The 23,493-nt window shown below is 28.5% G+C and carries 20 protein-coding genes; 6 read left to right on the top strand and 14 right to left on the bottom strand.

Features of this window, described 5'->3' with window-relative positions; genetic code table 11:
• Nucleotides 1-195 precede the first annotated feature (195 nt).
• The 3 genes from EPJ72_RS04260 to EPJ72_RS04270 all read left to right on the top strand — a co-directional run bounded on the left by EPJ72_RS04260 (nt 196) and on the right by EPJ72_RS04270 (nt 3,264).
• Entirely contained in the window at nt 196-753 is a 558-nt protein-coding gene (locus EPJ72_RS04260; protein WP_147730987.1) for a carboxymuconolactone decarboxylase family protein, read from the top strand.
• Between the two features lie 419 nt (nt 754-1,172).
• Nucleotides 1,173-2,012 (top strand): glycosyltransferase, encoded by an 840-nt coding sequence (locus EPJ72_RS04265; protein ID WP_147730988.1) that lies wholly within the window; start codon nt 1,173-1,175, stop codon nt 2,010-2,012.
• Nucleotides 2,005-3,264 carry a hypothetical protein gene (locus tag EPJ72_RS04270; RefSeq protein ID WP_242004908.1) on the top strand — a complete coding sequence of 420 codons (1,260 nt, stop codon included), beginning with the start codon at nt 2,005-2,007 and terminating at the stop codon, nt 3,262-3,264. The genes EPJ72_RS04265 and EPJ72_RS04270 overlap by 8 nt, the downstream gene beginning before the upstream one ends.
• Before the next feature lie 331 nt (nt 3,265-3,595).
• Here the strand turns inward: EPJ72_RS04270 and EPJ72_RS04275 are convergent, their stop codons facing one another.
• Both EPJ72_RS04275 and EPJ72_RS04280 read right to left on the bottom strand, forming a co-directional pair.
• Nucleotides 3,596-5,293, bottom strand: a complete 1,698-nt coding sequence (locus tag EPJ72_RS04275) for a DNA repair helicase XPB (protein WP_147730989.1) — start codon at nt 5,291-5,293, stop codon at nt 3,596-3,598.
• 28 nt (nt 5,294-5,321) lie between these two features.
• Nucleotides 5,322-6,023, bottom strand: a complete 702-nt coding sequence (locus EPJ72_RS04280; RefSeq protein WP_147730990.1) for a tetratricopeptide repeat protein — start codon at nt 6,021-6,023, stop codon at nt 5,322-5,324.
• Between the two features lie 225 nt (nt 6,024-6,248).
• Between EPJ72_RS04280 and EPJ72_RS04285 the strand changes: the two genes are divergently transcribed.
• Nucleotides 6,249-8,408 (top strand): PTS transporter subunit IIABC, encoded by a 2,160-nt coding sequence (locus EPJ72_RS04285; protein WP_147730991.1) that lies wholly within the window; start codon nt 6,249-6,251, stop codon nt 8,406-8,408.
• 315 nt (nt 8,409-8,723) lie between these two features.
• Here EPJ72_RS04285 and EPJ72_RS04290 read toward each other — a convergent pair whose 3' ends face one another.
• From EPJ72_RS04290 to EPJ72_RS04340, 11 genes are all read right to left on the bottom strand, one after another.
• Complete coding sequence (locus EPJ72_RS04290; protein WP_147730992.1) at nt 8,724-9,587, bottom strand: thermonuclease family protein; 864 nt, start codon at nt 9,585-9,587, stop codon at nt 8,724-8,726.
• Nucleotides 9,554-10,243 carry a thiamine phosphate synthase gene (gene thiE, locus EPJ72_RS04295; protein WP_147730993.1) on the bottom strand — a complete coding sequence of 230 codons (690 nt, stop codon included), beginning with the start codon at nt 10,241-10,243 and terminating at the stop codon, nt 9,554-9,556. The genes EPJ72_RS04290 and thiE overlap by 34 nt, the downstream gene beginning before the upstream one ends.
• The gene (locus tag EPJ72_RS04300; protein ID WP_147730994.1) at nt 10,236-11,090 is read right to left on the bottom strand and encodes an AAA family ATPase; all 855 of its coding nucleotides are present in this window, start codon (nt 11,088-11,090) and stop codon (nt 10,236-10,238) included. Before EPJ72_RS04300 ends, thiE begins: the two co-directional genes overlap by 8 nt.
• A 95-nt stretch (nt 11,091-11,185) precedes the next feature.
• Nucleotides 11,186-11,536, bottom strand: coding sequence for a tRNA-binding protein (locus tag EPJ72_RS04305; protein WP_147730995.1), 351 nt, complete (start codon nt 11,534-11,536; stop codon nt 11,186-11,188).
• A gap of 27 nt (nt 11,537-11,563) precedes the next feature.
• Nucleotides 11,564-12,460 carry an Rpn family recombination-promoting nuclease/putative transposase gene (locus EPJ72_RS04310; RefSeq protein WP_147730996.1) on the bottom strand — a complete coding sequence of 299 codons (897 nt, stop codon included), beginning with the start codon at nt 12,458-12,460 and terminating at the stop codon, nt 11,564-11,566.
• A gap of 51 nt (nt 12,461-12,511) precedes the next feature.
• A complete protein-coding gene (locus EPJ72_RS04315; RefSeq protein WP_147730997.1) occupies nt 12,512-13,660 on the bottom strand; it encodes an ankyrin repeat domain-containing protein in 1,149 nt (382 codons plus the stop codon).
• A 92-nt stretch (nt 13,661-13,752) separates the two neighbouring features.
• Complete coding sequence (gene dnaK / locus EPJ72_RS04320; RefSeq protein WP_147730998.1) at nt 13,753-15,681, bottom strand: molecular chaperone DnaK; 1,929 nt, start codon at nt 15,679-15,681, stop codon at nt 13,753-13,755.
• Nucleotides 15,682-15,744: 63 nt separating this feature from the next.
• Nucleotides 15,745-15,954, bottom strand: a complete 210-nt coding sequence (locus tag EPJ72_RS04325; RefSeq protein WP_013243548.1) for a hypothetical protein — start codon at nt 15,952-15,954, stop codon at nt 15,745-15,747.
• Between the two features lie 41 nt (nt 15,955-15,995).
• Complete coding sequence (locus EPJ72_RS04330; RefSeq protein WP_147730999.1) at nt 15,996-16,622, bottom strand: nucleotide exchange factor GrpE; 627 nt, start codon at nt 16,620-16,622, stop codon at nt 15,996-15,998.
• Nucleotides 16,623-17,139: 517 nt separating this feature from the next.
• Nucleotides 17,140-18,495 carry a chromosomal replication initiator protein DnaA gene (gene dnaA, locus EPJ72_RS04335; protein WP_147731000.1) on the bottom strand — a complete coding sequence of 452 codons (1,356 nt, stop codon included), beginning with the start codon at nt 18,493-18,495 and terminating at the stop codon, nt 17,140-17,142.
• 70 nt (nt 18,496-18,565) lie between these two features.
• Complete coding sequence (locus EPJ72_RS04340) at nt 18,566-19,606, bottom strand: hypothetical protein (RefSeq protein ID WP_242004909.1); 1,041 nt, start codon at nt 19,604-19,606, stop codon at nt 18,566-18,568.
• A gap of 277 nt (nt 19,607-19,883) precedes the next feature.
• On the opposite strand from EPJ72_RS04340, the gene EPJ72_RS04345 reads away from it, so the two are divergent.
• A complete protein-coding gene (locus EPJ72_RS04345) occupies nt 19,884-20,924 on the top strand; it encodes an ABC transporter permease (protein WP_147731001.1) in 1,041 nt (346 codons plus the stop codon).
• The gene (locus EPJ72_RS04350) at nt 20,924-22,330 is read left to right on the top strand and encodes an ABC transporter permease (RefSeq protein WP_147731002.1); all 1,407 of its coding nucleotides are present in this window, start codon (nt 20,924-20,926) and stop codon (nt 22,328-22,330) included. The genes EPJ72_RS04345 and EPJ72_RS04350 overlap by 1 nt, the downstream gene beginning before the upstream one ends.
• An 82-nt stretch (nt 22,331-22,412) precedes the next feature.
• On the opposite strand, the gene EPJ72_RS04355 is transcribed toward EPJ72_RS04350, so the two are convergent.
• Entirely contained in the window at nt 22,413-23,348 is a 936-nt protein-coding gene (locus EPJ72_RS04355; protein ID WP_147731003.1) for a DDE-type integrase/transposase/recombinase, read from the bottom strand.
• Nucleotides 23,349-23,493: the final 145 nt, after the last annotated feature.

Below are 23,493 nucleotides of genomic sequence, written 5' to 3' on the forward strand. Positions count from 1 at the left end.
ATAAATAATAATAACCTATATTTTACATAATAATAAAAAATTATATAATAGTTTTTTATTTTATACAAACACTTTTAAACATAATAAAACTGCTTGACTTATTATAAATGTTGTTTATGATTATAGCATTAAAAAATTATATTTTAATATAAAATCAATAATTTTTTATAAAGCTTTTATATTAGGAGTAAAATTATGGCAAGAGTAAAATTCATAGAATATGAAGAAGCAAAAGGTAAAGTAAAAGAGGCTTTTGATTATCATATCAAAAAAAGCGGAAGTGTTACAAACATGAAAAAAGCACTTCTTAATGATTATGTTACTTATGATACTATGATGGGTTGGTATACTTCTTATGACAGACTCGTTGAAGTTGTAGGCGAGAGAGCTGCTATGATATTAGCACATTCGGTTTCTACTACTAACGGCTGTATATTATGTTCATTATTTTTTATAAGAGATTTGAAAGCTATAGGCGATGACCCTAAAAATCTTAAACTTACTGAAAAAGAAGAGTTATTATCAGAATTAGGAAAGCAAATGGTAAAAGACCCTAATGGTATTACTGATGAGTTTATGGCTAAATTAAAAAAATATTTCAATGACCAAGAAATAGTTGTTATAGTAGGGTTTGTATCTTGGATGATAGCTTATAATATTTTTAACTCTACACTTGAAATAGATTTAGATGAATCTTTAATACCTATAAAAGGTGAGTTTGAAAAAGAAACTTGGAGAGCTAAGAACAATTAATTTTATTTTTTGATATTATACTTGTTTCAAAGTTGTTAATAATGTTTAGAATATTTTTCAGTTTTTTATTTGTGGGGCTTGCCCCCTGCGAAGCGTACTCGTAGGGTAACACCCCACTTCTTTTGGCGACCGAAGGAAGTGCCTGTGGGTATGACCCAAAGAAGCAAAAAGACTGTATTTTTAGCTTAAATTTAGGTTTTATAATACATTTTACATATTGCTAATATACAAAGCTAAAAAACTTGCACTTTCGCGAAGCGTGCCCGGAGGGCAAAAACTTTGACGAAGTCCGCACCGCGACCGAAGGAAGTGCCTGTGGTGCGAAGGCGGGAAAAAGTTGAAGAAAACAACTTTACAACAAAATATAGTTATATATATAACTTTTTTAAAAACTTAAAAAAATACTTTTGGAAATACAAATGGTAAGCATAATCATCACAACAAGAAACTCTGAAAACTTTATTGCTGATTGCATAAATGCTGTAAAAAACTCTAATTATAAATACACAGAAATAATATTAGTAGACAATAATTCAACCGACAAAACCGTAGAAATAGCAAAAGAATTAGGGGCAAAAACTTTTATTAAAGGTCCGGAACGCTCTGCTCAAAGAAACTATGGAGCTGAAATGTCATCTGGTGAAATAATAGGTTTTTTAGATGTTGATATGACTTTATCAGAAAATGTTATCACAGAATGCTTGGAAGTTTTTAATAGCAATAAAAATATTCAGGCTTTATATATACCAGAGAAAATATTTGGAAATAGTTTTTTTAATAGAGTGAGAAGCTTTGAACGCTCTTTTTATGATGCCACTGTAATAGATGCTGTTCGTTTTTTTAGAAAAGAAGCATTCATAAAAATAGGAGGTTTCGATTCAAACTTAAACGGCACCGAAGATTGGGATATTGACAGACGCATAAAACAAATAGGAAATGTTGATATAATAAAATCTCCTCTATATCATCATGAAAATCATACTCTCAAACAATATATAGTGAAAAAAAGCTACTACGCCTCAAACTTTAATAATTACTTTGATAAATGGGGATATGATGAAACAACTAAAAAACAGTTTGGACTATTTTATCGTTATGTAGGCGTTTACATAGAAAAAGGCAAATGGAAAAAATTACTATTTCACCCTATTTATACGATATCTATGTATTTTTTGAGATTTCTAATTGGAATAGTTTATATATTATCAAAATTTAATATATCAAAAAAAGAAAATGTTTATAGGGATAAAAATGATTAGTAACAAAAAAAAATTTATAGTCTTTTCAATAATAGTAATAATAATTGCAGCAGCATTGAGAGTACATATATATAATAAATCTATAGTAGGATATCCTAGAGGTTTAGACGGAGAATATCAATTTTATCAGTTAAAAAAGCATATTGCAGAAAAAAGATTTCCAATAGAGGGAGTTTTTCTTAATAGTCCTGATAGCTATGATAGTGAAGATGAGGCAAGAGTACCTGGCGGATATTTTTATATCTCTTATATAATAAAATATTTTATAGGCGGAGGCACTTATGAAGGAGCAAGACTTGTTAATCTGATTACTTCAATACTCATAAGTATTATATTCTTTATTTGGATTTATAAAAGATTTAATATTACAACTTTTTTTATAACACTAGCATTAATGTCAGTTAATGTGTATTTTTTACAAGCAGGAAATAATATATATAATCCGCATAATCCCTTAATACTATCTTTTATTTTTATACCTGTACTTTATGAATATTTATATAATGATAAAAAATTTATATATGCTGTTTTATTATTTCCTATATTAGCATTATCAGCACAATGCCACTTTTCTAATTTCTTTTCTATAATACCATCTCTAATAGTCTTTTTAATTATTAGATGGAAAAAAGATACTAAAAAAAATATATTTCCATTATCTATTGGCGTATTTATATCTTTTTTAACATATTTACCATATTTGATATATCAATTTCAAAACAACTTTGAAAGCTTATCAAAAATACTATCTAGAAAATCTGAACTTGATGCTCATTATATAATACAGCCTCCACAAATATATTCCATATTCTTATTCACTACAAATGAAGCAGGACATAAATATGTAAATGGAATAAAAGATATTATAAATTCATATTTTGGAAATAATCCATTATATATTTTCACATTTATATTTTATATATTATCTATTTTAATAGCACTATTTATATTGATTTATACTTATAAACATTTTTTCACCAAAAAAATGATTACAAACGATGATAAAAAAACTAATACATTAAAAGACTTATTATTTTTCTATATATTATATATAATAATATCTGTAGTATTTTATATGTTAGCAAGTATTGGTGCAGGAAGACCTCATTACTTCTATTCATCTTTTACTTTAGGTTTTATTCCTTTTATTTATTTTATAGAAAATATTACATATGTAAAACCTAAATATATTAATTATTTTTGCTTATATGCAATATTAAATATAATAGCAATAGTTATATATAATTATTAAAAATATATTATACTTTTTACCTAAAATAAATTATTAGGTTATATAAGTATGACTAAAAGATAAGTAATTATTCATTATTATCAGACTCCTAACACTATTATGAAGGGCTTGTGATTTTCTCACAGGCCCCATTTTTTTACAAACGTTTATAACATTTTTTTACAGTATTTTTTTATAATATTTTACTATTTTTATTATAATATGTTTATATAGATAGCACAAAAGTCATTTGTTGCACTCTTAAGATATATATACAAACCCATTACTTTCACTCTATAGGTTCTCTATAGAGTGTTTTTTTATCTTTAATTAAGATTTTTTTATATAAAATTTATTTTGAAAAAGTAAGCTCTTCAAAAGAAGCCATATCCAAAAGCTCATAATGATACCCCTGCTCTGTAAGAAATAATTGTCTTTTATGAGAGAAATCTTCTTCTTTTGTGTCGCTTGTAATAACCGAAAAGAAATAGCTTTTATTTTCACCCTTTTTCGGACGAAGAACACGGCCTAATCTTTGAGCTTCTTCCTGCCTCGAACCGAAAGTACCAGATATCTGTATCAATACATTAGCATCGGGCAAATCAACCGCCAAATTAGCTACTTTACTTACTATAAGTATTTTTATCTCGCCGGATTTAAACTTTTTATAAATCTCATCTCTTTCAGCCTGAGGAGTTTTACCTGTAATAATAGTATATCCTGTTTGTTTTTTCATCTCATTAAGCTGATTCAAATACTGACCTATAATAAGTATGTTTTTTCCTTCAAGTTTTTTAATAATCTTCTTTACTATTTCGTATTTAAGTATATTTTCGCTGGCAATTCTAAACTTCACCTTATCGCTTGACACAACATAATCAGCCCTTTGAGTATTATCCAAAGGTATTCTCAAATCATAACAATAAGCCTCAGCAATAAACTTTTTCTCTTCAAGCTCTCTCCAAGGCATGTCAAACTTCTTAGGTCCAATAAGACAAAATACATCTTTTTCAAGTCCATCTTCACGAACCAATGTAGCAGTAAGTCCAAGCCTTCTCATACTCTGAATCTCACTAGTAAGCTTTATTATAGGAGCAGGAAGCAAATGAACCTCATCATATATTATAAGCCCCCAATTATGCTTAAAAAATAATTCAAAATGCACAAAAGGAGATTCTTTGTCTTTTCTATATGTAAGTATTTTGTATGTAGCTATTGTTATAGGTTTTATTTCTTTGTTAAGTCCATTATATTCGCCTATATCTTCTTTTGGTATATCAGTTTTATCTAATATCTCATCTCTCCACTGTCTGCAAGCAGTAACCCCTGTAACTATTATAAGAGTTTTGGTTTGCATCTTACTCATAGCAGCTATTCCGACAACAGTCTTACCAGTACCGCAAGGCAAAGCTATAACACCAGCCCCGCCCTCAGGGCGTCCATTTGCATAAAAAGCTTCTATTGCATTTAATTGATACTCTCTCAAAGAAAAATCTTCGCCATTAGATAAAAGCTTGTTCCTTAAATTAAAATGATACTCTTCACCTGTTTTATAACCCGCTAAATCTTCTACAGGGTACCCTATATTTATAAGAGCTAATTTTATATGACCTCTATAAATTGGGTCTATCTCTATTTTATTGTCATTAACTTCTCTTTTAATATATTTTACCATTGCCTTATAATGCAGCACTTCTTCTATAATGCTTTCATCATCGCTTATAAGATAATATTTATCATCGTCTTCTTTAATAATCTTTATTCTTCCATATTTTGATATACTGCTTTCTATTTGTTTTACAATGTTTTTTGGTATATCATAAGAAGAATATTTCTTTAAAAAATCTATTATAGACTGATCTGTATAATTCAAACTAGCAGCATTCCATAATGATACTAATGTAATTCTATATGTATGAATATATTCAGGACTCTTTACAAGCTCTGCAAATACAAGCAAAAAATTTCTTATCTCTTCAAAATGCTCTGTACTTACATCTAGTAAAATAGTGCCATCGCCCTGAACTATGATGGGAGCATTATTATTCAATGTTTTTTCCTTAAAAATTAATAAAAAATTAATATATATTGTTTTCTATAAGAGTAATAGTTTCATTAAATATATTAAAATATTCTGTATTATTAGTATTGTTATTTACCCAAGTTTTTAGTACATTAATAGCTTTAGTTTTATCATTTTGTTTTCTATATACATCAGATAATGTCAAAGTTGCTTGAGGAGTTAAATAATTTTTAGGATATGCTTTAGTAAAGTTTTCTAAAACAGCAGCTGCTTCTGTATAATTAGTTTGTTCTATTAATACATTAGCCAAATTATATGAAGCTGCTGCTTGTAAATAAAAACCTCTAGAGTTTGCTACTTCCTGATAATATTTTTTAGCTTCGTTATAATTAGCTACATCAAAATAAAGTCCGCCCAAAGTAAAAGCTGCTCTAAGTTTTAGAGTTTTACCTTTAGCATCGTTATAAGCCTTTTGAACTCTTGTAGTAATATCTACTATTAAAGCAGGGTTATTTAATTGTTCCTGAGGGATATTTGCTGTTTGATACATGCCGTATAATGCCAAAGCTTCTTCAAAATTTGCTGCTGTTTCTTTATCAGCATTTTCTATATTCATATTATAAATTAAAATACCAGCTATAATTGCTATTATCAACACAAAACCAGATATAAATATTATTCTATTATTATATACATAAGTAAATATTAATTCCGCATTTTTTTGAAGTTTATTAGTAGTGGTAGTATTTTCAGACATAATATCCTCTTAATTAATTTAATTATTTTTAGTATTTAATTATAATAGTAAAAGCGAAAAAATCAAGCATTTATTTTGAATATTTATTATTATAGTTATTAGTCTATATTTTACCTATTATTTAACTTTTTTGTGATGATAGTATCGTTAAAACAAAATAGCATTTGACATATAAAAAAATATTGATAATATTATATTATATCAAAAAAATTGGAGTTTTTACATATGAAGGATAAACTTTTTGGAGTATTGCAAAGGGTTGGAAGGTCATTCATGCTTCCTATAGCTGTTCTTCCTGTAGCAGGGCTCTTTTTGGGTATAGGCAGCTCTCTTACAAACACAACTATGCTTGAAACCTATAATCTTATGGGAATTTTAGGGCCTGGCACTATTGCTTATAATATATTATCAGTATTAAGCGAGGCTGGTAATATTATATTTGGAAACTTGCCTATAATATTTGCTATGAGTGTGGCTATTGGTATGGCAAAGAAGGAAAAGGAAGTAGCTGCTTTATCTGGAGCTATAGCATTTTTTGTAATGCATGCTTCTATTGGTAAGATGATAACAGTTATGGGAGGAGCTGATAAATTATTAGCTGGTTCTACTACTAATGTTGTTGGTATATTATCACTTCAGATGGGTGTGTTCGGCGGTATAATAGTAGGACTTGGAGTAGCTGCTTTGCATAATAAATTCTATACTATAGAGCTTCCTCAAGTATTATCATTCTTCGGCGGTACAAGATTTGTGCCTATAATATCTGCTATTACTTTTTTGGTAGTAGGTATATTAATGTATTTTGTATGGCCTCCTATACAGGTTGTAATGAATAAACTCGGAGATTTAATAGCTGGTTCTGGTTATATAGGTACTTTATTCTATGGTATCATAGAGCGAGCATTAATACCTTTTGGACTTCACCATGTATTCTATACGCCTTTATGGCAAACTTCACTTGGCAGCACTATGATGATAGACGGAAATTTAGTAGAAGGGGCACAAAACATATTCTTTGCTCAATTAGGATCTCCTACTACAACTGCATTCAGTGTTGAAGCTACTCGTTTTATGACAGGTAAATTCCCATTCATGATATTTGGTTTACCGGGTGCTGCTTTGGCAATGTATAAAACTTCTAGACTAGAGAAAAAACAAGTTGTAGGTGCTTTGCTTTTCTCTGCTGCTCTAACAGCTATGATTACAGGTATTACTGAACCTATAGAGTTTACATTCCTTTTTGTAGCTCCAATATTTTATGCTATACACTGTGTACTTGCTGGTATATCTTTTATGCTTATGCATATACTTCATGTTACAGTTGGTATGACATTCTCAGGCGGTTTAATTGACTTGCTTTTATTTGGTGTAATACAAGGAAATGCTAAAACTAATTGGGTTTGGATTGTAGTAGTTGGTGCTGTTTATTTCTTTGTTTATTATTTCTTATTCTCTACATTAATAAGAAAATTTGATTGGAAAACACCGGGAAGAGAGCCAGACAGTGAAGAGCCTAAACTTTATAGAAGAGCAGATGTTGTTGCTGCTAAGGCTGCTGCAAGCGGAGAGAAGGTTGATACAAATCCTTTATTCCAATATGAAGAGGCACCTTTAATAACTGCAGGACTTGGCGGTAAGAAAAACATTAGCGACGTTGATTGCTGTGCTACAAGACTTCGTGTAACAGTATTTGACCCTTCAAAAGTTGTTGATGCTACATTAAAAGCAAGCGGTGCTGCTGGTATAATCAAAAAAGGTAATGGTATACAGGTTATATACGGACCAAAAGTTACTGTAATAAAATCAAGACTTGAAGAGTATTTAAATGACCCTATAAGCGACAATGAAGATAATATGTCTGCTTCTAGCGAAAACACTACTTCAAATGAACCTCAAAAGAAAGAATCCGCAGCTGCTAGCAGTAATGAACTAGTAGACACTGTTTATGCTCCTATTAAAGGAAGTATTGTTAACCTTGAAGATGTTAAAGACGAAGCATTTTCTTCTGGTGCTATGGGTAAAGGTATTGCTATTGACCCTCAAGAAGGTAAAGTATATGCTCCTTTTGATGGAATAATAGAAACTGCTTTCCCTACAAAACATGCTATTGGGCTTACTTCTGATAAAGGTGTTGAGTTGTTAATTCATATAGGTATGGACACTGTTAAACTCAATGGTGAGCATTTTACTTCATATATTGAAGATGGTCAAAAAATTAAGAAAGGTGATTTATTATTAGAGTTTAACATTGAGGGAATAAAAACTATAGGTTACTCTACAGTTACTCCTATAATTATCACTAACTCTGATGATTATGAGAATATAGAGCCAACATCATCTGCTAATGTAAATACTTTAGACAAACTCATTGATGTTAAAAAATAATAATTAATAAAAAATAATTATAAAGGGGCTTAATTTTTTAAGCTCCTTTTTTTATTATACTGAAACAAATATATTTTGTTATACAAGTTTTTTGTTCAACTTTTTCCCGCCTTACACGGTGTGGACTTCGTCAAAGTTTTCGCCCTTCGGGTACGCTTCACGAAAATGCAAATATTTTAGTTTTATATTCTTGAAATATGTATTAAATATAGCATAAAATTAAATTTTCACCCAAAATGCAGCCTTTCGTAAAGCATATATGAAATAAACTAACAAATTATAATTTTTTAAGTATAATTAAAATGCTAAACAAAATTAGCGGTTTTCTCTTCTGTATCTAGATGGGTCTATAAACTTTCGCCTTCCCTGAAACTTCGATAAATAAACTATGTTGCTAGCAATCTCACTAAAACCATTATCCCCATATTTTAATATAGTTTCTTTCGCTAGCTTTTCTTCTATCATATAATAAGCCAAAGGCACATCATCAATTAAAACATGACATAATATTCTATCAAATATATCATAAGAAGAAACAAGCATAGACACTTTTTCGCTGTTTTTTATTAAATTAGAAACATAGTCTTTAGCCTCTTTTCCGTAAACTTGTTCTAATTCTGGTGCATCAATTCCTATAAACCTGTAAATATTATTATTATATGTTATGGTGTCGCCATCCAAAACTTTTATTAAATCTTTATCAATATCATATTTATAATAATTTGTATTTGTTATAGATAAAAATATTTTTGAATTATTAGAATCTCTCAATGTAATATATTCATTTTTATTTATACTATTGATATCTAATACAACTTTATAATAATATATCTTATTTTTGTAAGCATATTCTATTAGACTATCATCGCTAAAAAAACATAATATATTTTTTCTTAATCTTGAATATATTCTAAAACGAAACTCGCTTATAAACTTAGCACTTGGAAAAATATTTTTTATATAATCTTTATTATTATATCCAACAACGAAAACATCTTCTCTAAATTTTATATAATCATATATTATTTGAGTGTTAGAGTTTTTAATGAATGCCTCAATAGAAGCATCATCTATAAATAACGTTTCTTTATCATTAAATAAAAAATTACTTATAGCAAATAAAAAAATAAATGAAATAATTATTATTAAGAATGCATTTTTTTTATTAAAGTTTCGCATTTATTTTTAATATCATCAGAAGCAACAATCTCAGTAAGCATACATAAACATTTTGCATTATGCTCTATAAGCAAATCCATATTATTAAGTTTAATACCACCAATACAAACAAAAGGCATATCAACATTTTTAATAATATAATCCAAATACTCAATACCAACAGCATTATTAGCATCAATCTTAGTATTAGTATCAAATATAGGACCAATACCAATATAATCAGCACTGCTATTTAAAGCCTCATTAGCTTCATTAATATTTTTTGTAGAAAGCCCTATAATCATATCATCGCCAACAATCTTTCTAACCACTTCTATTGGCATGTCATTTTGACCAATATGCACCCCATCAGCATCCGCCGCCAAAGCTAAATCAGCATAATCATCTACTAAAAATAATGCATTACTCTTTTTTGTCATCTCTCTTATCTTAACGCACTCTTCATACTTCTCACGCATATACTTTTTAGGATTCTCTTTTTCTCTATACTGAATAATCTTTATTCCCGCCTCAAGCATAGAACCAACTACTTCAATATTGTTTCTGCCCTTAGAAAAATCTTCAGCAGTAACGCAGTATATAGACTTATTAAAATAATTCTCTTTTAAATAATCTCTTTTATCTTTTTTGTTTTTTAAATTTTTAAAATTATTCATCTTTGTTATTCTCATCAATATTAAGCGATAATATTCTAATACCTTCACTTCCAAGCACAGATTTTAACGCTATTAAAAAAGCCGCATCTTTACTATGAGCAATATTGCTGTTATAAAGCTTCATAGCATATCTTGCCATACTAATACCATCTCTCACAGAAAAAGAAGCATTATGTATATGCGACTTCTGTAAAAAACCAACAGTAATTTTTAATATTTCATCATCAGCAAAAGGAAGATTCATTTTTAATATATCATACTCTTCTTTAACATCTGGAAAAGGAAGCTCTATTGTAGGCTGCAAACGAGAATGTATATATTCAGGAAGCTCAAAAGTGCTCGCATCATCATTCATTGTAACTATAACTCTAAAATCTGGGTGAGCTTTTATTTTTATGCCGGCAATAACACTTTCAACATATCTTCTGTCATCAAGAAGCGGAGCAAGTGAAGCCCAAGTTTTCTCGCTCATTCTATTTCCTTCGTCAAGTATAGCAACGCCGCCTTTAATCATAGCAGTAACCAAACTTGAAGCATGATAGCTTATAGTGTTATTTTCTGATATTACAGGTATTATTATTAAATCCTCTGGTCTAGTATCCACTGTACATTGAAATATATAAACATCTCTTTTAAGAAGCTCTTTAGCTACATAATAAGAAAGGGTAGTTTTTCCAGCACCAGGTTTTCCCACAATTCTAGGGTTTAATGGTATATCATCTTCAGATATTATATGCCAAGAAGCCATTATCTGCCTTACTAAATCATTTTGTCCTGTCCATTTTATATTTAAATTATCTGGGTGAGATAATGTAAGCTCTACATTCTCTATTTTTATCTTTTCCATATTTTCCTCTAATAAAAAATATTTAATAAATGTATTTGGCTATAATGATAAATCAATTATATAAAAAGTCAAATTATAATTAGTATCTTAAAAAATTATCCTATAGAAGTGCCGTTTTCTGCTTCTTCATTAATGCTAAGCAAAACAACTTCATTATTTTCTTTTACAGCACCAAGAACAAGACATTCAGAAAAAAAGTTAGCAATTTGTTTTTTTGGGAAATTTACAATAGCAATGATTTTTCTTCCGATTAAATCTTCTTTTTTGTAGAGTTTTGTAATTTGAGCAGATGATACCTTTATGCCCAATTCTCCAAAATCAATTTTTAATTTGTATGCTGGTCTTTTAGCCTTTGGAAAATCCTCTGCCTCTATGATTGTACCTACTCTAATATCGAGCGAAAGAAAATTATCAAAAGTGGTTTCGTTTTTAATATTATTTTCCATAAATAAATCCATTTACAAATAATTGAATTATAAATTATCAATTTCTTCTTTGCTTAAACCTGTTATTTTGCTTATTAAATTAATATCTATATTTTCATTTTTCATATTTTTAGCTAATGCATATTTTTCTTTTTCTATGCCTTTTTCTATGCCTTTCTCTATACCAATCTCCATTCCTTCTTTTATACCTTCTTCTCTTTCTCTCTTTAGCATCACTTCCTGTCCATATAGAAAAGCCTCACGAGCATTATAAACTTGCATACTCTCTTCATCAGAAGTAAATATTTTATATTTTTCTATAACTTTACTCATAATAATGTTTTCCTCCTTTAGCTTATCTATAATTTTATTTAAATCATTTGATGTAAAAAACTCTATCCAAGAAAGTAATTTATTTTTCTTTATATCCTCAATAGTTGAAGTTTTTAATATTTTCTTAAATCTTTTTATTTCTATTAAATGTATTTGAATCATATCTAAACTTATATTATGATTATCAGTATCTATAAGCTTAAAACATCTATGTTCTTTTCCGCTATCATTAAAGTTTAAATTAAAATCTAAAAAATTTATACTAATTATTTGACTTATATCTCTGTAAGCCTCATTAGTTTTTAATTCTAAAGCTATATTTTTTGATATGTAATAATAAATCCTTTTTAAAAAATCTATATTTCCAAAGAGCTGAAACTCTATTATGATTTTCTTATTATCATTAGTTTTAGCTTTAACATCTAAAATAGATTCTTTTAAATATTGATTATCTTTAAGATTATAAGGATTAATTATCTCTAAATTATGAACAGTCTCAAAACCAATATTAGTAAGTACAGCATTCACTATATTTTCAAGTATATCCTCATCACCTTTAGAAGCTAAAAGATACCTAATAAAAAAGTCATTTAATAGATTAATCTTGTTCATATATATACTATACTAATGTTGCAGAAAATTGTCAAAGAGTGATGTACTTAATTATTCAGCACCATGAAATTTTAATAATTTTACCATATATGTATTTCCTTTTTCTAAAGCATAAGATAAAGCTGTTTTATTCTTATTATCTTTAGCATTTATATCCAATCCTTTTTCTATAAAATATTCTACTACTTCTAAATTATTAAAAGATGCGGCATACATTAAAGCTGTTTTATCAAATATATCTTTAGCATTTATATCTGCTCCTTTATATACCAAATATTCTATTATTTCTAAATCAGCAAAAAATGCGGCATGCATTAAAACTGTTTTATTCTCATTATCTTTAGCGTTTATATCCAATCCTTTTTCTATAAAATATTCTACTACTTCTAAATCATTAAAAGATGCAGCATTCATCAAAGCTGTTTTATTCTCATTATCTTTAGCATTTATATCCGCTCCTTTTTCTATTAAATATTTTATTACTTCTAAATTATTAAAAGATGCGGCATCTATCAAGGCTGTTTTATTCTCATCATCTTTAGCATTTATATCTGCTCCTTTTTCTATTAAATATTTTATTAATTCTAAAGTATTAAAAGATGCGGCATACATTAAAGCTGTTTTATCAAATATATCTTTAGCATTTATATCTGCTCCTTTTTCTATTAAATATTCTAATATTTCTGAACTACTATTTCTTGAAGCATATATTAAAGCTGTTCTATCATTTTCATCTTTTGCATTTACATCAGCACCCATATCTATTAATAATTTTACTGCTTTAAAATCTTCTTTTTTTATTAAATCTAATAATAAAATAGTTATAGTATTATCATATGTCACTTCTTTATCAAGAATATTTTTTGTTAATCTTATTATATTCTTACCATATAAACTGCATACAGAATCAGTACAAACAAATTGTAATTTCACATTTAATTTATCTAAAGTACAATCTACTTTAAAATAAATATTATTCATATTTTGAGAATTATTTTTTTTATATCTATATAACGATTTAGAAGATTTAAAATCAATAGAAAAATTATTATCTTTTATATTAAACAAATCTTTTATATATTCTATAGCAATTTTTTTTACTTCTTTTATTTTATAAAAATCATTTATTTTAGAGAAGTCTAATTTTTTTATAGAAATGTTTTTTGATGTATATATATTTTGTAATTCTCTATAAGTCATAATATTACCCTCAAATAAAAAATATAGGCGGCTGAAAATCAACTATTAAAAATTAACCTCCAACCGTCTACTAGACTTTATATATTCAACTTTTACTTTTTATCTTTATTATCATCAACAACCTCATAGTCAGCATCAACTACGCCGTCATCTTTTCTGCCTGAATCTTGGTTAGTGTTTTGCTGTGCTTGCTGTTGTCCTGCATCAGCTTGTCCTTGCTGTGCTCCTGCTTGTTTGTAAAGAGCCTCTGAAGCTTTGCTCCATGCTGCTTGTAAATCGTCTGTAGCTCTTTTTATACTGTCTGTATTGTTAGATTCTACTGCTGATTTTAAAGCACTCATTTTTGACTCAATCTCTGATTTATCTGAAGGCTGTAATTTATCGCCGTTTTCTTTTAACAATTTTTCTGTTTGATAAATCATATGGTCAGCATTGTTTTTAGCCTCAACTTCCTCTTTTTTCTTTTTATCTTCTTCAGCATGTTTTTCAGCATCCTGAACCATTTTGTTTATTTCTTCCTCGCTAAGTCCGCTTGAAGAAGCTATTGTTATTTTCTGCTCTTTGCCAGTACCCAAATCTTTAGCTGTAACATGTACTATACCGTTAGCGTCTATGTCGAATGAAACTTCAATTTGAGGTACGCCTCTTGGTGCAGGCGGTATGCCTACTAAATCAAATCTTCCAAGCTCTCTGTTGTCATTAGCCATTTTTCTCTCACCTTGTAATACTCTAATAGTTACAGATGATTGATTGTCTGCTGCTGTTGAGAACACTTGTTTTTTGTTTGTAGGTATAGTAGTGTTTCTGTTGATTAAAACAGTCATTACTGAACCTTCTGTTTCAATACCAAGTGAAAGCGGAGTAACGTCAAGAAGAAGTACATCTTTAACATCACCTTTAATAATACCGCCCTGTACTGCAGCACCCATTGCTACTGCTTCGTCTGGGTTTACGCTTTTGTTTGGCTCTTTTCCAAATATGTTTTTAACTGTTTCCTGTACTAAAGGTATTCTTGTAGAACCTCCAACAAGTATAACTTCATCTATATCGCTAGTAGAAAGTCCTGCATCTTTCAATGCTTTTTCACATGGGATACGAGTTTTTTCTACTAAGTCTCTTACTAAATCTTCAAATTTTGCTCTTGATAAAGATACATTCAAATGTTTAGGACCTGATGCATCTGCTGTCAAGTACGGCAAATTGATATCTGTTTGAAGTGAGCTTGAAAGTTCTTTTTTAGCTTTTTCAGCAGCTTCTTTTAATCTCTGTAAAGCCATTTTGTCGCTATTTAAATCAACGCCTGTATCTTTCTTAAACTCTTCTATTAGCCAGTTAATTATAGCTTGGTCAAAGTCATCACCGCCTAAGTGTGTATCACCGTTTGTACTTTTTACTTCAAATACTCCGTCAGCTAATTCAAGTATAGATATATCAAATGTACCGCCGCCCAAGTCATAAACTGCTATTTTCTCATCTTTCTTTTTCTCCATACCATAAGCTAAAGCAGCAGCTGTAGGCTCGTTTATTATTCTTAATACATTAAGTCCGGCAATTCTTCCAGCATCTTTTGTTGCCTGTCTTTGACTATCATTAAAGTATGCAGGTACTGTAATGATTGCATCTGTTACAGTTTCTCCTAAATACTCTTCAGCTGTTTGTTTCATCTTTTGAAGTGTTCTAGCACTTATCTCTTGAGGAGTAAAGTTTCCTTCAAGTGTTTTAATTTTTACTTTTCCGTCTTCCTCTATAACTGTATAAGGCATTCTTGAACGCTCTTCTGATACCTCAGAATAAGTGTTACCCATAAATCTTTTTATAGAGAATATTGTATTTTCTGGGTTAGTTACCATTTGGTTTTTAGCAGGCTGACCTACTAATACTTCCCCTTTATTTGTAAATGCTACTATAGAAGGTGTTGTTCTGTTTCCTTCGCTGTTTGTTATTACTACAGGTTTTCCGCCTTCCATTACTGATACACATGAATTTGTAGTTCCTAAATCTATTCCAATAATTTTGCTCATTATAAATTTCTCCTTAAAATATTAATTAAATTATATGTTTTTGTACTTTTAAAGTCTGTAAGTCTAATTCTTCGTTAGAACGCTTACAATATATTCAGTATGCCCATTGCCTAAATGTGATGTATTAAGATCAACATTTATAACTTCTCTGTTTTCTATATGTCTGTTAATCTCATCTGTTAAATCTTGCAAAACCTTATTAATATGATTTATGCTCTCTTTCTTTGAATCTTTAGGTTCAAAATAAGCTCTAAAAAGTTGAATATGTGCCATAAAAAAAATCTCCTTATAAATATAAAGTAAATAAAAATCTATTATTCAGTTTTTTTTGGTTTTCCAACCACAACCTTAGCTGTTCTCAAAAGTTCATCATTTAATTTGTAACCCTTAGCATAAACTTCTACAACCTGCTCTTTATCAATATCAGGAACTTCTAACATAGTTAATGCCTCATGCAAGTTAGGGTCAAACTCCTCTCCTAATGCTTCTATTTCACTCACGCCATTATCAGTTAAAAAATCTATAAACTGTTTATGTATTAATTCTACGCCTTTGTAATATTCGCTTCCCTTTATAGTTTCATCATTATCAAAAGATTTTAATGCCCTCTCAAAATTATCCATAAAATTGATAAGAGATAATAATAAACCTTTATTAGCCCTCTTTATACCGTCAATTTTTTCTTTGGCAGTTCTCTTTCTAATATTTTCTGATTCTGCCATAGCACGCATATATTTATCTTTCATATCAGAAACTTCATTCTCTAACTCTTCTATTCTCTTTTTTAAAATGCTAATTTCATCTTCATCATTATTTTCACAACATTCACAAGACTCTTTTTGTTCTTCATTACTAGCTTCTGCATTAGAATTGTTTTCCGCAATATCTTCACTACCCTTACTAGCAGCTTCATTGCCTTCTTTCATTTCTTCTTCTTGCATTTAATCTCCTTTTTAATTTCCTTTTAATTATTTACAGAAGTTACACTATAATATATGCAATAATCGTGCCAAATATATTATCTTTTTATTATTATATTTATTAAAAAAACATCAAAAATAATTACATAAAATATTAATATAGCTCTGTATTATTGGTTTTATTTATAAAAATATAATATAAATTATCACAATTACATAGAAGCAATGGTTTTATGATTATAAAAAAATAAAGATCATTATAAAATAAATATTATGTTCAATAATAACACATTTATACAAATAACACATGTTTAATAATTATACAGTCAATTATAAAAGTGTGTTTAAAAAAGTATCACCCCGAGAAAGGATCTGCAGGGTGATAAGGAGGTTTATGAAAAATTGTATTATTTAACAATACATTTAATATTATATAAGAATTTATATAAATGTCAAGAAAAAATATCAAAATATCATACATTTATTTTTTATAGTAATTTCATATAAATTTGCTTAAATTTAGATAAATTCTAATAAATTAAGACAAAGAAGATATTATATCATTAATCTCTCTTGCTACATGAGAATCTGATTTAAGTTCTTCTTTTATTTTTTCTCTTGCATGTATTATAGAAGCATGATCTCTATTAAACTCCAAACCTATTTCTGTAACAGATTTTTTAGAATATTCACACGCCAAGTACACAGCAACATGTCGAACTTTAGCTATAAACTTTGTCCTCTCACTGCTTGTAAATGCACTCATCTCTATGCCGTAATAATCTGCAACTATTTTTTTTATTTCTTTGATAGTAGCATTTTTTAATTTTGGTTTATTAGTAAAATAATCTTTAAAAATATTTAATTTATCGCACTCTTCAACAGTAGGAGTTATTTTCATTAAATCTCTTACAGATAAATAAGCCCTAATAGCCCCTTCAATCTTACGAACATCGGTTGTAATATTTTCTGCCATATATTTTATTACTTCTTCATCAATAGTCGTATTTAAATCAATCAACTTTCTCTCTATTATGGCAAGCCTAGTTTCATACTGTGGAGGTTCAATGGATAATATCAAACTCTTTTCAAATCTATTTTTTAATCTTGCCTCAATGTTTCTAAGTTCCTTAGGAGGTTTATCACTTACAAAAACCATCTGCTTACAGCCATTATCTAAAGCCTGAAATATTTCAAACAATTCTTTAGAAGTTTCTTGAGCACTTTCTAATAATTGCAAATCATCAAGTAAAAACATGTCTAAAGATTTATATTTCTTTTTGAAGTTGTCAGACTTTTTAGTTTGAAGGCCGTATATATATTCATCTCTAAAACCGCTTCCGTCTATATAATTTACTTTTGCATCTGGATTATTCTCTAAATAATAATTGCCTATAGCCTGAAGCAAATGAGTCTTACCTATACCTACACTTCCATATATATAAAGAGGATTGTATTCTCTGCCGGGTTTTTCAGCAACTAACTTCGCAGCAGCAAAAACAAATTTATTATTACTCCCCTCTATAAAATTATCAAACTTGAAATATTCATTTAAATTAGACTTATATTTATTTTTTGTATTATCTTCTGCTACAGTTATTTCTGAAGCATTATCACTAATACTCTCTTCTTCATTATCATTGACAATATTTACATCAACTAATACTTGAACATTGATATCATGCGAACACTTATCTTTTAAATAGATTTCTATACGCTCTAAAAAATCTTTCTTTATATGATTAGCAGCAAAATCACCAGAACAAATAATACTTACATTATATTCATCATCAACCCTAAAAACACTGCCCTTAAGTAAAGCAACCCCAGCATACTCTCCATTTTCTGATATTATCTCTAGAAACTCATTAAAATATTCTTTTATCTTTTCCATCTATCTATCTTTAAAAAATTTAATTGCTCTTTTATCGGTATCAAATCATTATAAACTTTAATCAAATAAATTATAGTATTATAACAAATAAAATATAAATCAAAACAAATAAAGAAATAAAACCTAATCCATATAATAAAAATTTAACAAAATTAAAATGTGATAGCACCTTATATATCTGTTCTTCTTTAGTATTATCATGATAGGAGTTTGGTGTTATATAATTATCTTTTTGAGGATTAAATACTTTAACTCTAATAGGTTGTGTTTCTTCTATAATAGCACAATGCTCATCACTTAAAGCAAGTGATATTTTAGTGGAAGTTTCATCAACTGTTTTTTCTATAACCTCGCCTACAACCAAATATTTATTATTATTTTTTTTGGAATTCACATCTAAATATGTCATGCTTGGATAAAAAGAACTATAATCTACTTTTACTATAATCTTATCACCTAACTTTATATCTGCTATAGATTTACCCATAATAGGGGCTACAACAAAATCTCCGTTTACTATTTTATATTTTGAAGTAATACCATCTTCGCTATTATCATCTTCATTATTATTTGAATCTAAAGAGTATTGAGTCATATCTATGTTATTTACTTCAAATTCTTTTTTAAACTCTTGTATAAATGTATTAACTTCATCAATATCAAGCCCCTTACAGATTACATCATATATGCCTATATTATAATCCATAGAAACATTTAAAGTATCTGAAAATATATCTATTATAGAAATAATATCATTATTAATAGCAGCCATAGTTGTATGAACAACATTTGTTCTATTAGAAAAAATAGAATCTAAATCGCTGTTTAATTTATCTAAAGCTATATTTACTTTATAATTTAGATTATTATAAACTTCTATATATTTATAAAGCTCTAAATAATTATCATAGCTATTTAATACTTTAAATAATTCATAATTATCTGAAACTAATACTGTTTTGGTAATAAGATTAATTGTTAGTTTATCTATAAAAAATACAAAATATATATATTGTTCTAAATCTGGATATTCTGCTATAAATCTTACGGCAAGAACTTCTGTTTCATCCAACACTAAATTATTGTCTGGCATTAAATTATTCTCTGACATAATACTCCGCTTATATATAGTAGTATTTATTTTATACCTTAAAGAGTATTATATCATTAATAAGCCAATACTCAAGTATAATACTATATAGTATATTAATATTTTCGGTAAAATAAAGGTTATATTATAATTTATACAGACAATATTATAGAAGATATTACAAAATATTTATAACTTTATAAAAAAATCACAAATAAAAAACTATAAAAAATAATTTAAGCTATAATACTTTACAATTTTAACTCTTTTTAGTATAATCATAAGCAAGGATAATATTATGTTTACTTATTTTGTAATCAAACGAATACTAAAAGGCATAATCATGTTTGTCATACTTATGTTTATGTCTTCTGCTATATTTAATACTGTGAGCGAAAAAACTCTTAAAGCACAGATAGAAGAAAATATTAATGCCGAAGTACGAGGACTCAGCAATATGCGTACAGAAGATGTGGAAAACTTTATTAAAGAGAGAAGAGCATACTATTATAATATATATTGGCTTAACAGAAGCATTGGAGAGAGAATATTTATAAGGGCAATTAATACTATCACCTTTCAATTCGGCAAATCTACTATAATGATGGATTCTAACGGCAATAGAGATGTTATAAAAATAATAGGAGAAGCATTACCCCGCTCTATAATACTTTTTACAACAGCATCAATCATACAAATGATAATAGGCTTAATAATAGGACTTGTAAAGGCAAGAAAAGCAGGCGGATTATTTGACAGAACCACAAGCATTATCACTATGATAGTTTACGGCATGCCTACTTGGTGGCTTTCTATGATACTAATAATGATATTTGTTTATAAGTTTAATTTGTTTCCATCTGGAGGGGTTCATTCCATACCCACACCTGAAGGCATAATGTATTATTTGGATATGTTATGGCATATGGCATTACCTATGCTAACATTAACATTAATAGGCTTTTGGGGGCTTTCTTTTGTTGTAAGAAATATAGTATTGTCTACGCTTCAGGAAGATTATATTATGGCGGCTCGTGCGAGAGGAATATCAGAAAAGTCTGTTCTTTTAGGGCATACTTTAAGAAGCTCTGCTCCTCCTATAGTTACAATAACTTTATTAGGTTTGCTTGGCTCTATTGCAGGCTCTATTATATTTGAAGGAATATTCTCTTGGCCGGGTTTGGGCAATCTTTATTGGATATCCGTTCAGCAAAATGATATACCTGTGCTTATGGGCAATTTAGCTATTACTACTGCTCTTTATCAATTTGGTTTGGTTGTGCTTGATATATCTTATGGATTTTTAGACCCTAGAATAAAAGTTGGAGGCAAGATGTAATGAGTAATAATAATGTTAATAAAAAACTTGCTCCTCTAATAGAATTTTTTAATGAGTTTAAAAAAGATAAAACAGGCGTTGTAGGTTTATGCATACTTCTTTTGGCAATATTTGTTTCACTGTTTGAGCCTATAATACTCACATACAAAGAAGCTCCGAAACGCTGGAGAGATATTACCTATTGGCAGGATAATCCAGCTTCAGCCCCACCAGAATGGCTTAATTTCTTCAGCAGAGAAAAATCGGCAATCACAACAGATATAAAACCTATAAGCGTAAAAACTAATTATATAGAAAATCAAGCAGTATACAAAGCAATATTTGAATATGATTATAAATTCGATAAATCTCCAGTGGACTTAATCTTTCATGCTAATGTAGATAACTCTTCAGCATTAGTGTGGAATGTAACAAGACCAGACGGAGCAGTAATAACACTATCAGATAGTTTACATAACACAAAAGGAGATTTAAGAATATCTGCATTTAATGATTCAAAAAATAGAATATTTAGGTTTTACAGAGAGTCAGTCCCAAGAATGCTTGCAAGACAAATTGACACTCTCACAACCAACCCCATGAAAATACTTTTTAATACAAAAAAAGATGATATGGCAAAAAATTTCTTAGCCTTAAAAGGTATTTATAAATTTGAAGCAACAGCTAATTTTTCTGACATTAATTCAAGTTTTGAAAATCCTTATATGGTGTTAGTAGGCTCAATGTCTGGTATAATGGGCACTGACAATATGAAGCGAGATATATTTTCTGGGCTTATATCTGGGCTTAAGTGGGCATTATTTATTGGCATAGCTACGAGTTTTATATCGGTTATAATTGGTGTGATGTATGGAATAGTGTCTGCATATTTTGGAGGGTTTGTTGATAGCTTTATGCAGTTTGTTTATCAGATATTTATAGGAATACCAGTTTTACCTGTAATGATAGTAATGAGTGCAATATTTAAGCCTACAATATGGACTATGATAACAATGATGATATTTTTCTCTTGGACAGGCTCAGTTATGACTGTACGCTCTATGGCTATGCAGCTTAAAGAAGAAACCTACATCGAGGCAGCACGCACAATAGGAGCTTCGCATTTTAGAATAATATTTAATCATTTAGCTCCGCTGCTTTTGCCTTTTTCATTTGCTTCTATGGCTTTGGCTGTGCCTTCTGCTATAGTTTATGAGTCTTCATTGTCATTGCTTGGGCTTGGAGATGCTACTATAGTTACATGGGGGCAGATTTTGCATGATGCTATGAAGGGTTCTGCTGTGTTATCTGGGCTTTGGTGGTGGATAATACCTCCGGGAATATTGATTGCTGTTTTAGGAATGTCTTTTGCCTTTTTAGGTTTTTCTTTAGATAAGATACTTCACCCAAAACTAAAAAGCAGATAATTATTTTATTATTAAATAACAAAAAATATTATATAAAAAACATATATATATAGTTTAAAACTAAAAAGAATATATAAATATGTCATGGAGCCATAGATATTGTACTTTTACTTGCTATAATATTTTTGATTCTTTCTTTGATTGTAATATAACCTAGCGAAGAAATCAATCTTTGATTGTTATAAAAATGTGTATATTCTTTTAATTTTTCTCTCAATAATTCTACTGTGATATTTTTATTTAATCGTGAATAAAATTCTCTTTCGTCTATGCCGTGTACTCTTTCTACTACGCCATTGTATCTTGGTGTTGCTATAGGAATATATCTCCTCTCTAATTTATTTTTTAAGCAGTATTCATCAAAAATATTGATTTTAGGAGTATTAATACAGCGATAAGTATATTCCATACCATTGTCCGTTTGTATAGCCTGTATCTTAAAAGGTGAAGTTTTTAAGACATATTTTAAGAAAGATAAAGCACTATAAGGTGTTTTATCCTCATAGATTTGCCTCCAACTATAGCGAGTAGCTAAATCTACAGCAGTGAATTGATAAACTCTTTTTCTGCCTAATTTGATATATTTAGTATCTATTTGAACTATTTTGCCTTCTTTTTGTATTTTAGAGACAAATTTTCGTTTATCATATCGCTTCTTTTTCTTTTTTATTTTGTATCTCCAAAGATTATTTCTTTTTAGTACATTCTCTATAGCTGTAACCCCTATCTTAATGCCTTTACGATTTAAATATGCTTTAATATAATGCTTACCTCGATATTCTTTAGTATAGAGTTCAATAATTAAATTAATAGCTTCTTGATTATTAAAGATATTTGGAGAAGTTTTCGGTCTAGTGCTAAAATTGGCGACAGTTCCAGTTTCTTTATATTTTTTAAGCCAAGCATAAAAAGTAGATTTGGGTATTTTTTCTATCTTTAGAAATCTTTTAATATTTTTAGTTTCTAATGCTTCATCCACTATAAATAATTTAAATTCTGTGCTATAATCTCTTTTCATAGTAGTATCCTTTATTTATTTTCTATATCAAAATATTATAACAAGGATACTGCTTTTTTTATACTAAAAAATGTCCAATATCTCACACTCCTAAACAAAGAATATATAAATAAATATTGAAAAAATATTCATTTTATTATAATAT

Source organism: Brachyspira pilosicoli (assembly GCF_008016535.1).
GTDB lineage: Bacteria > Spirochaetota > Brachyspiria > Brachyspirales > Brachyspiraceae > Brachyspira > Brachyspira pilosicoli_A.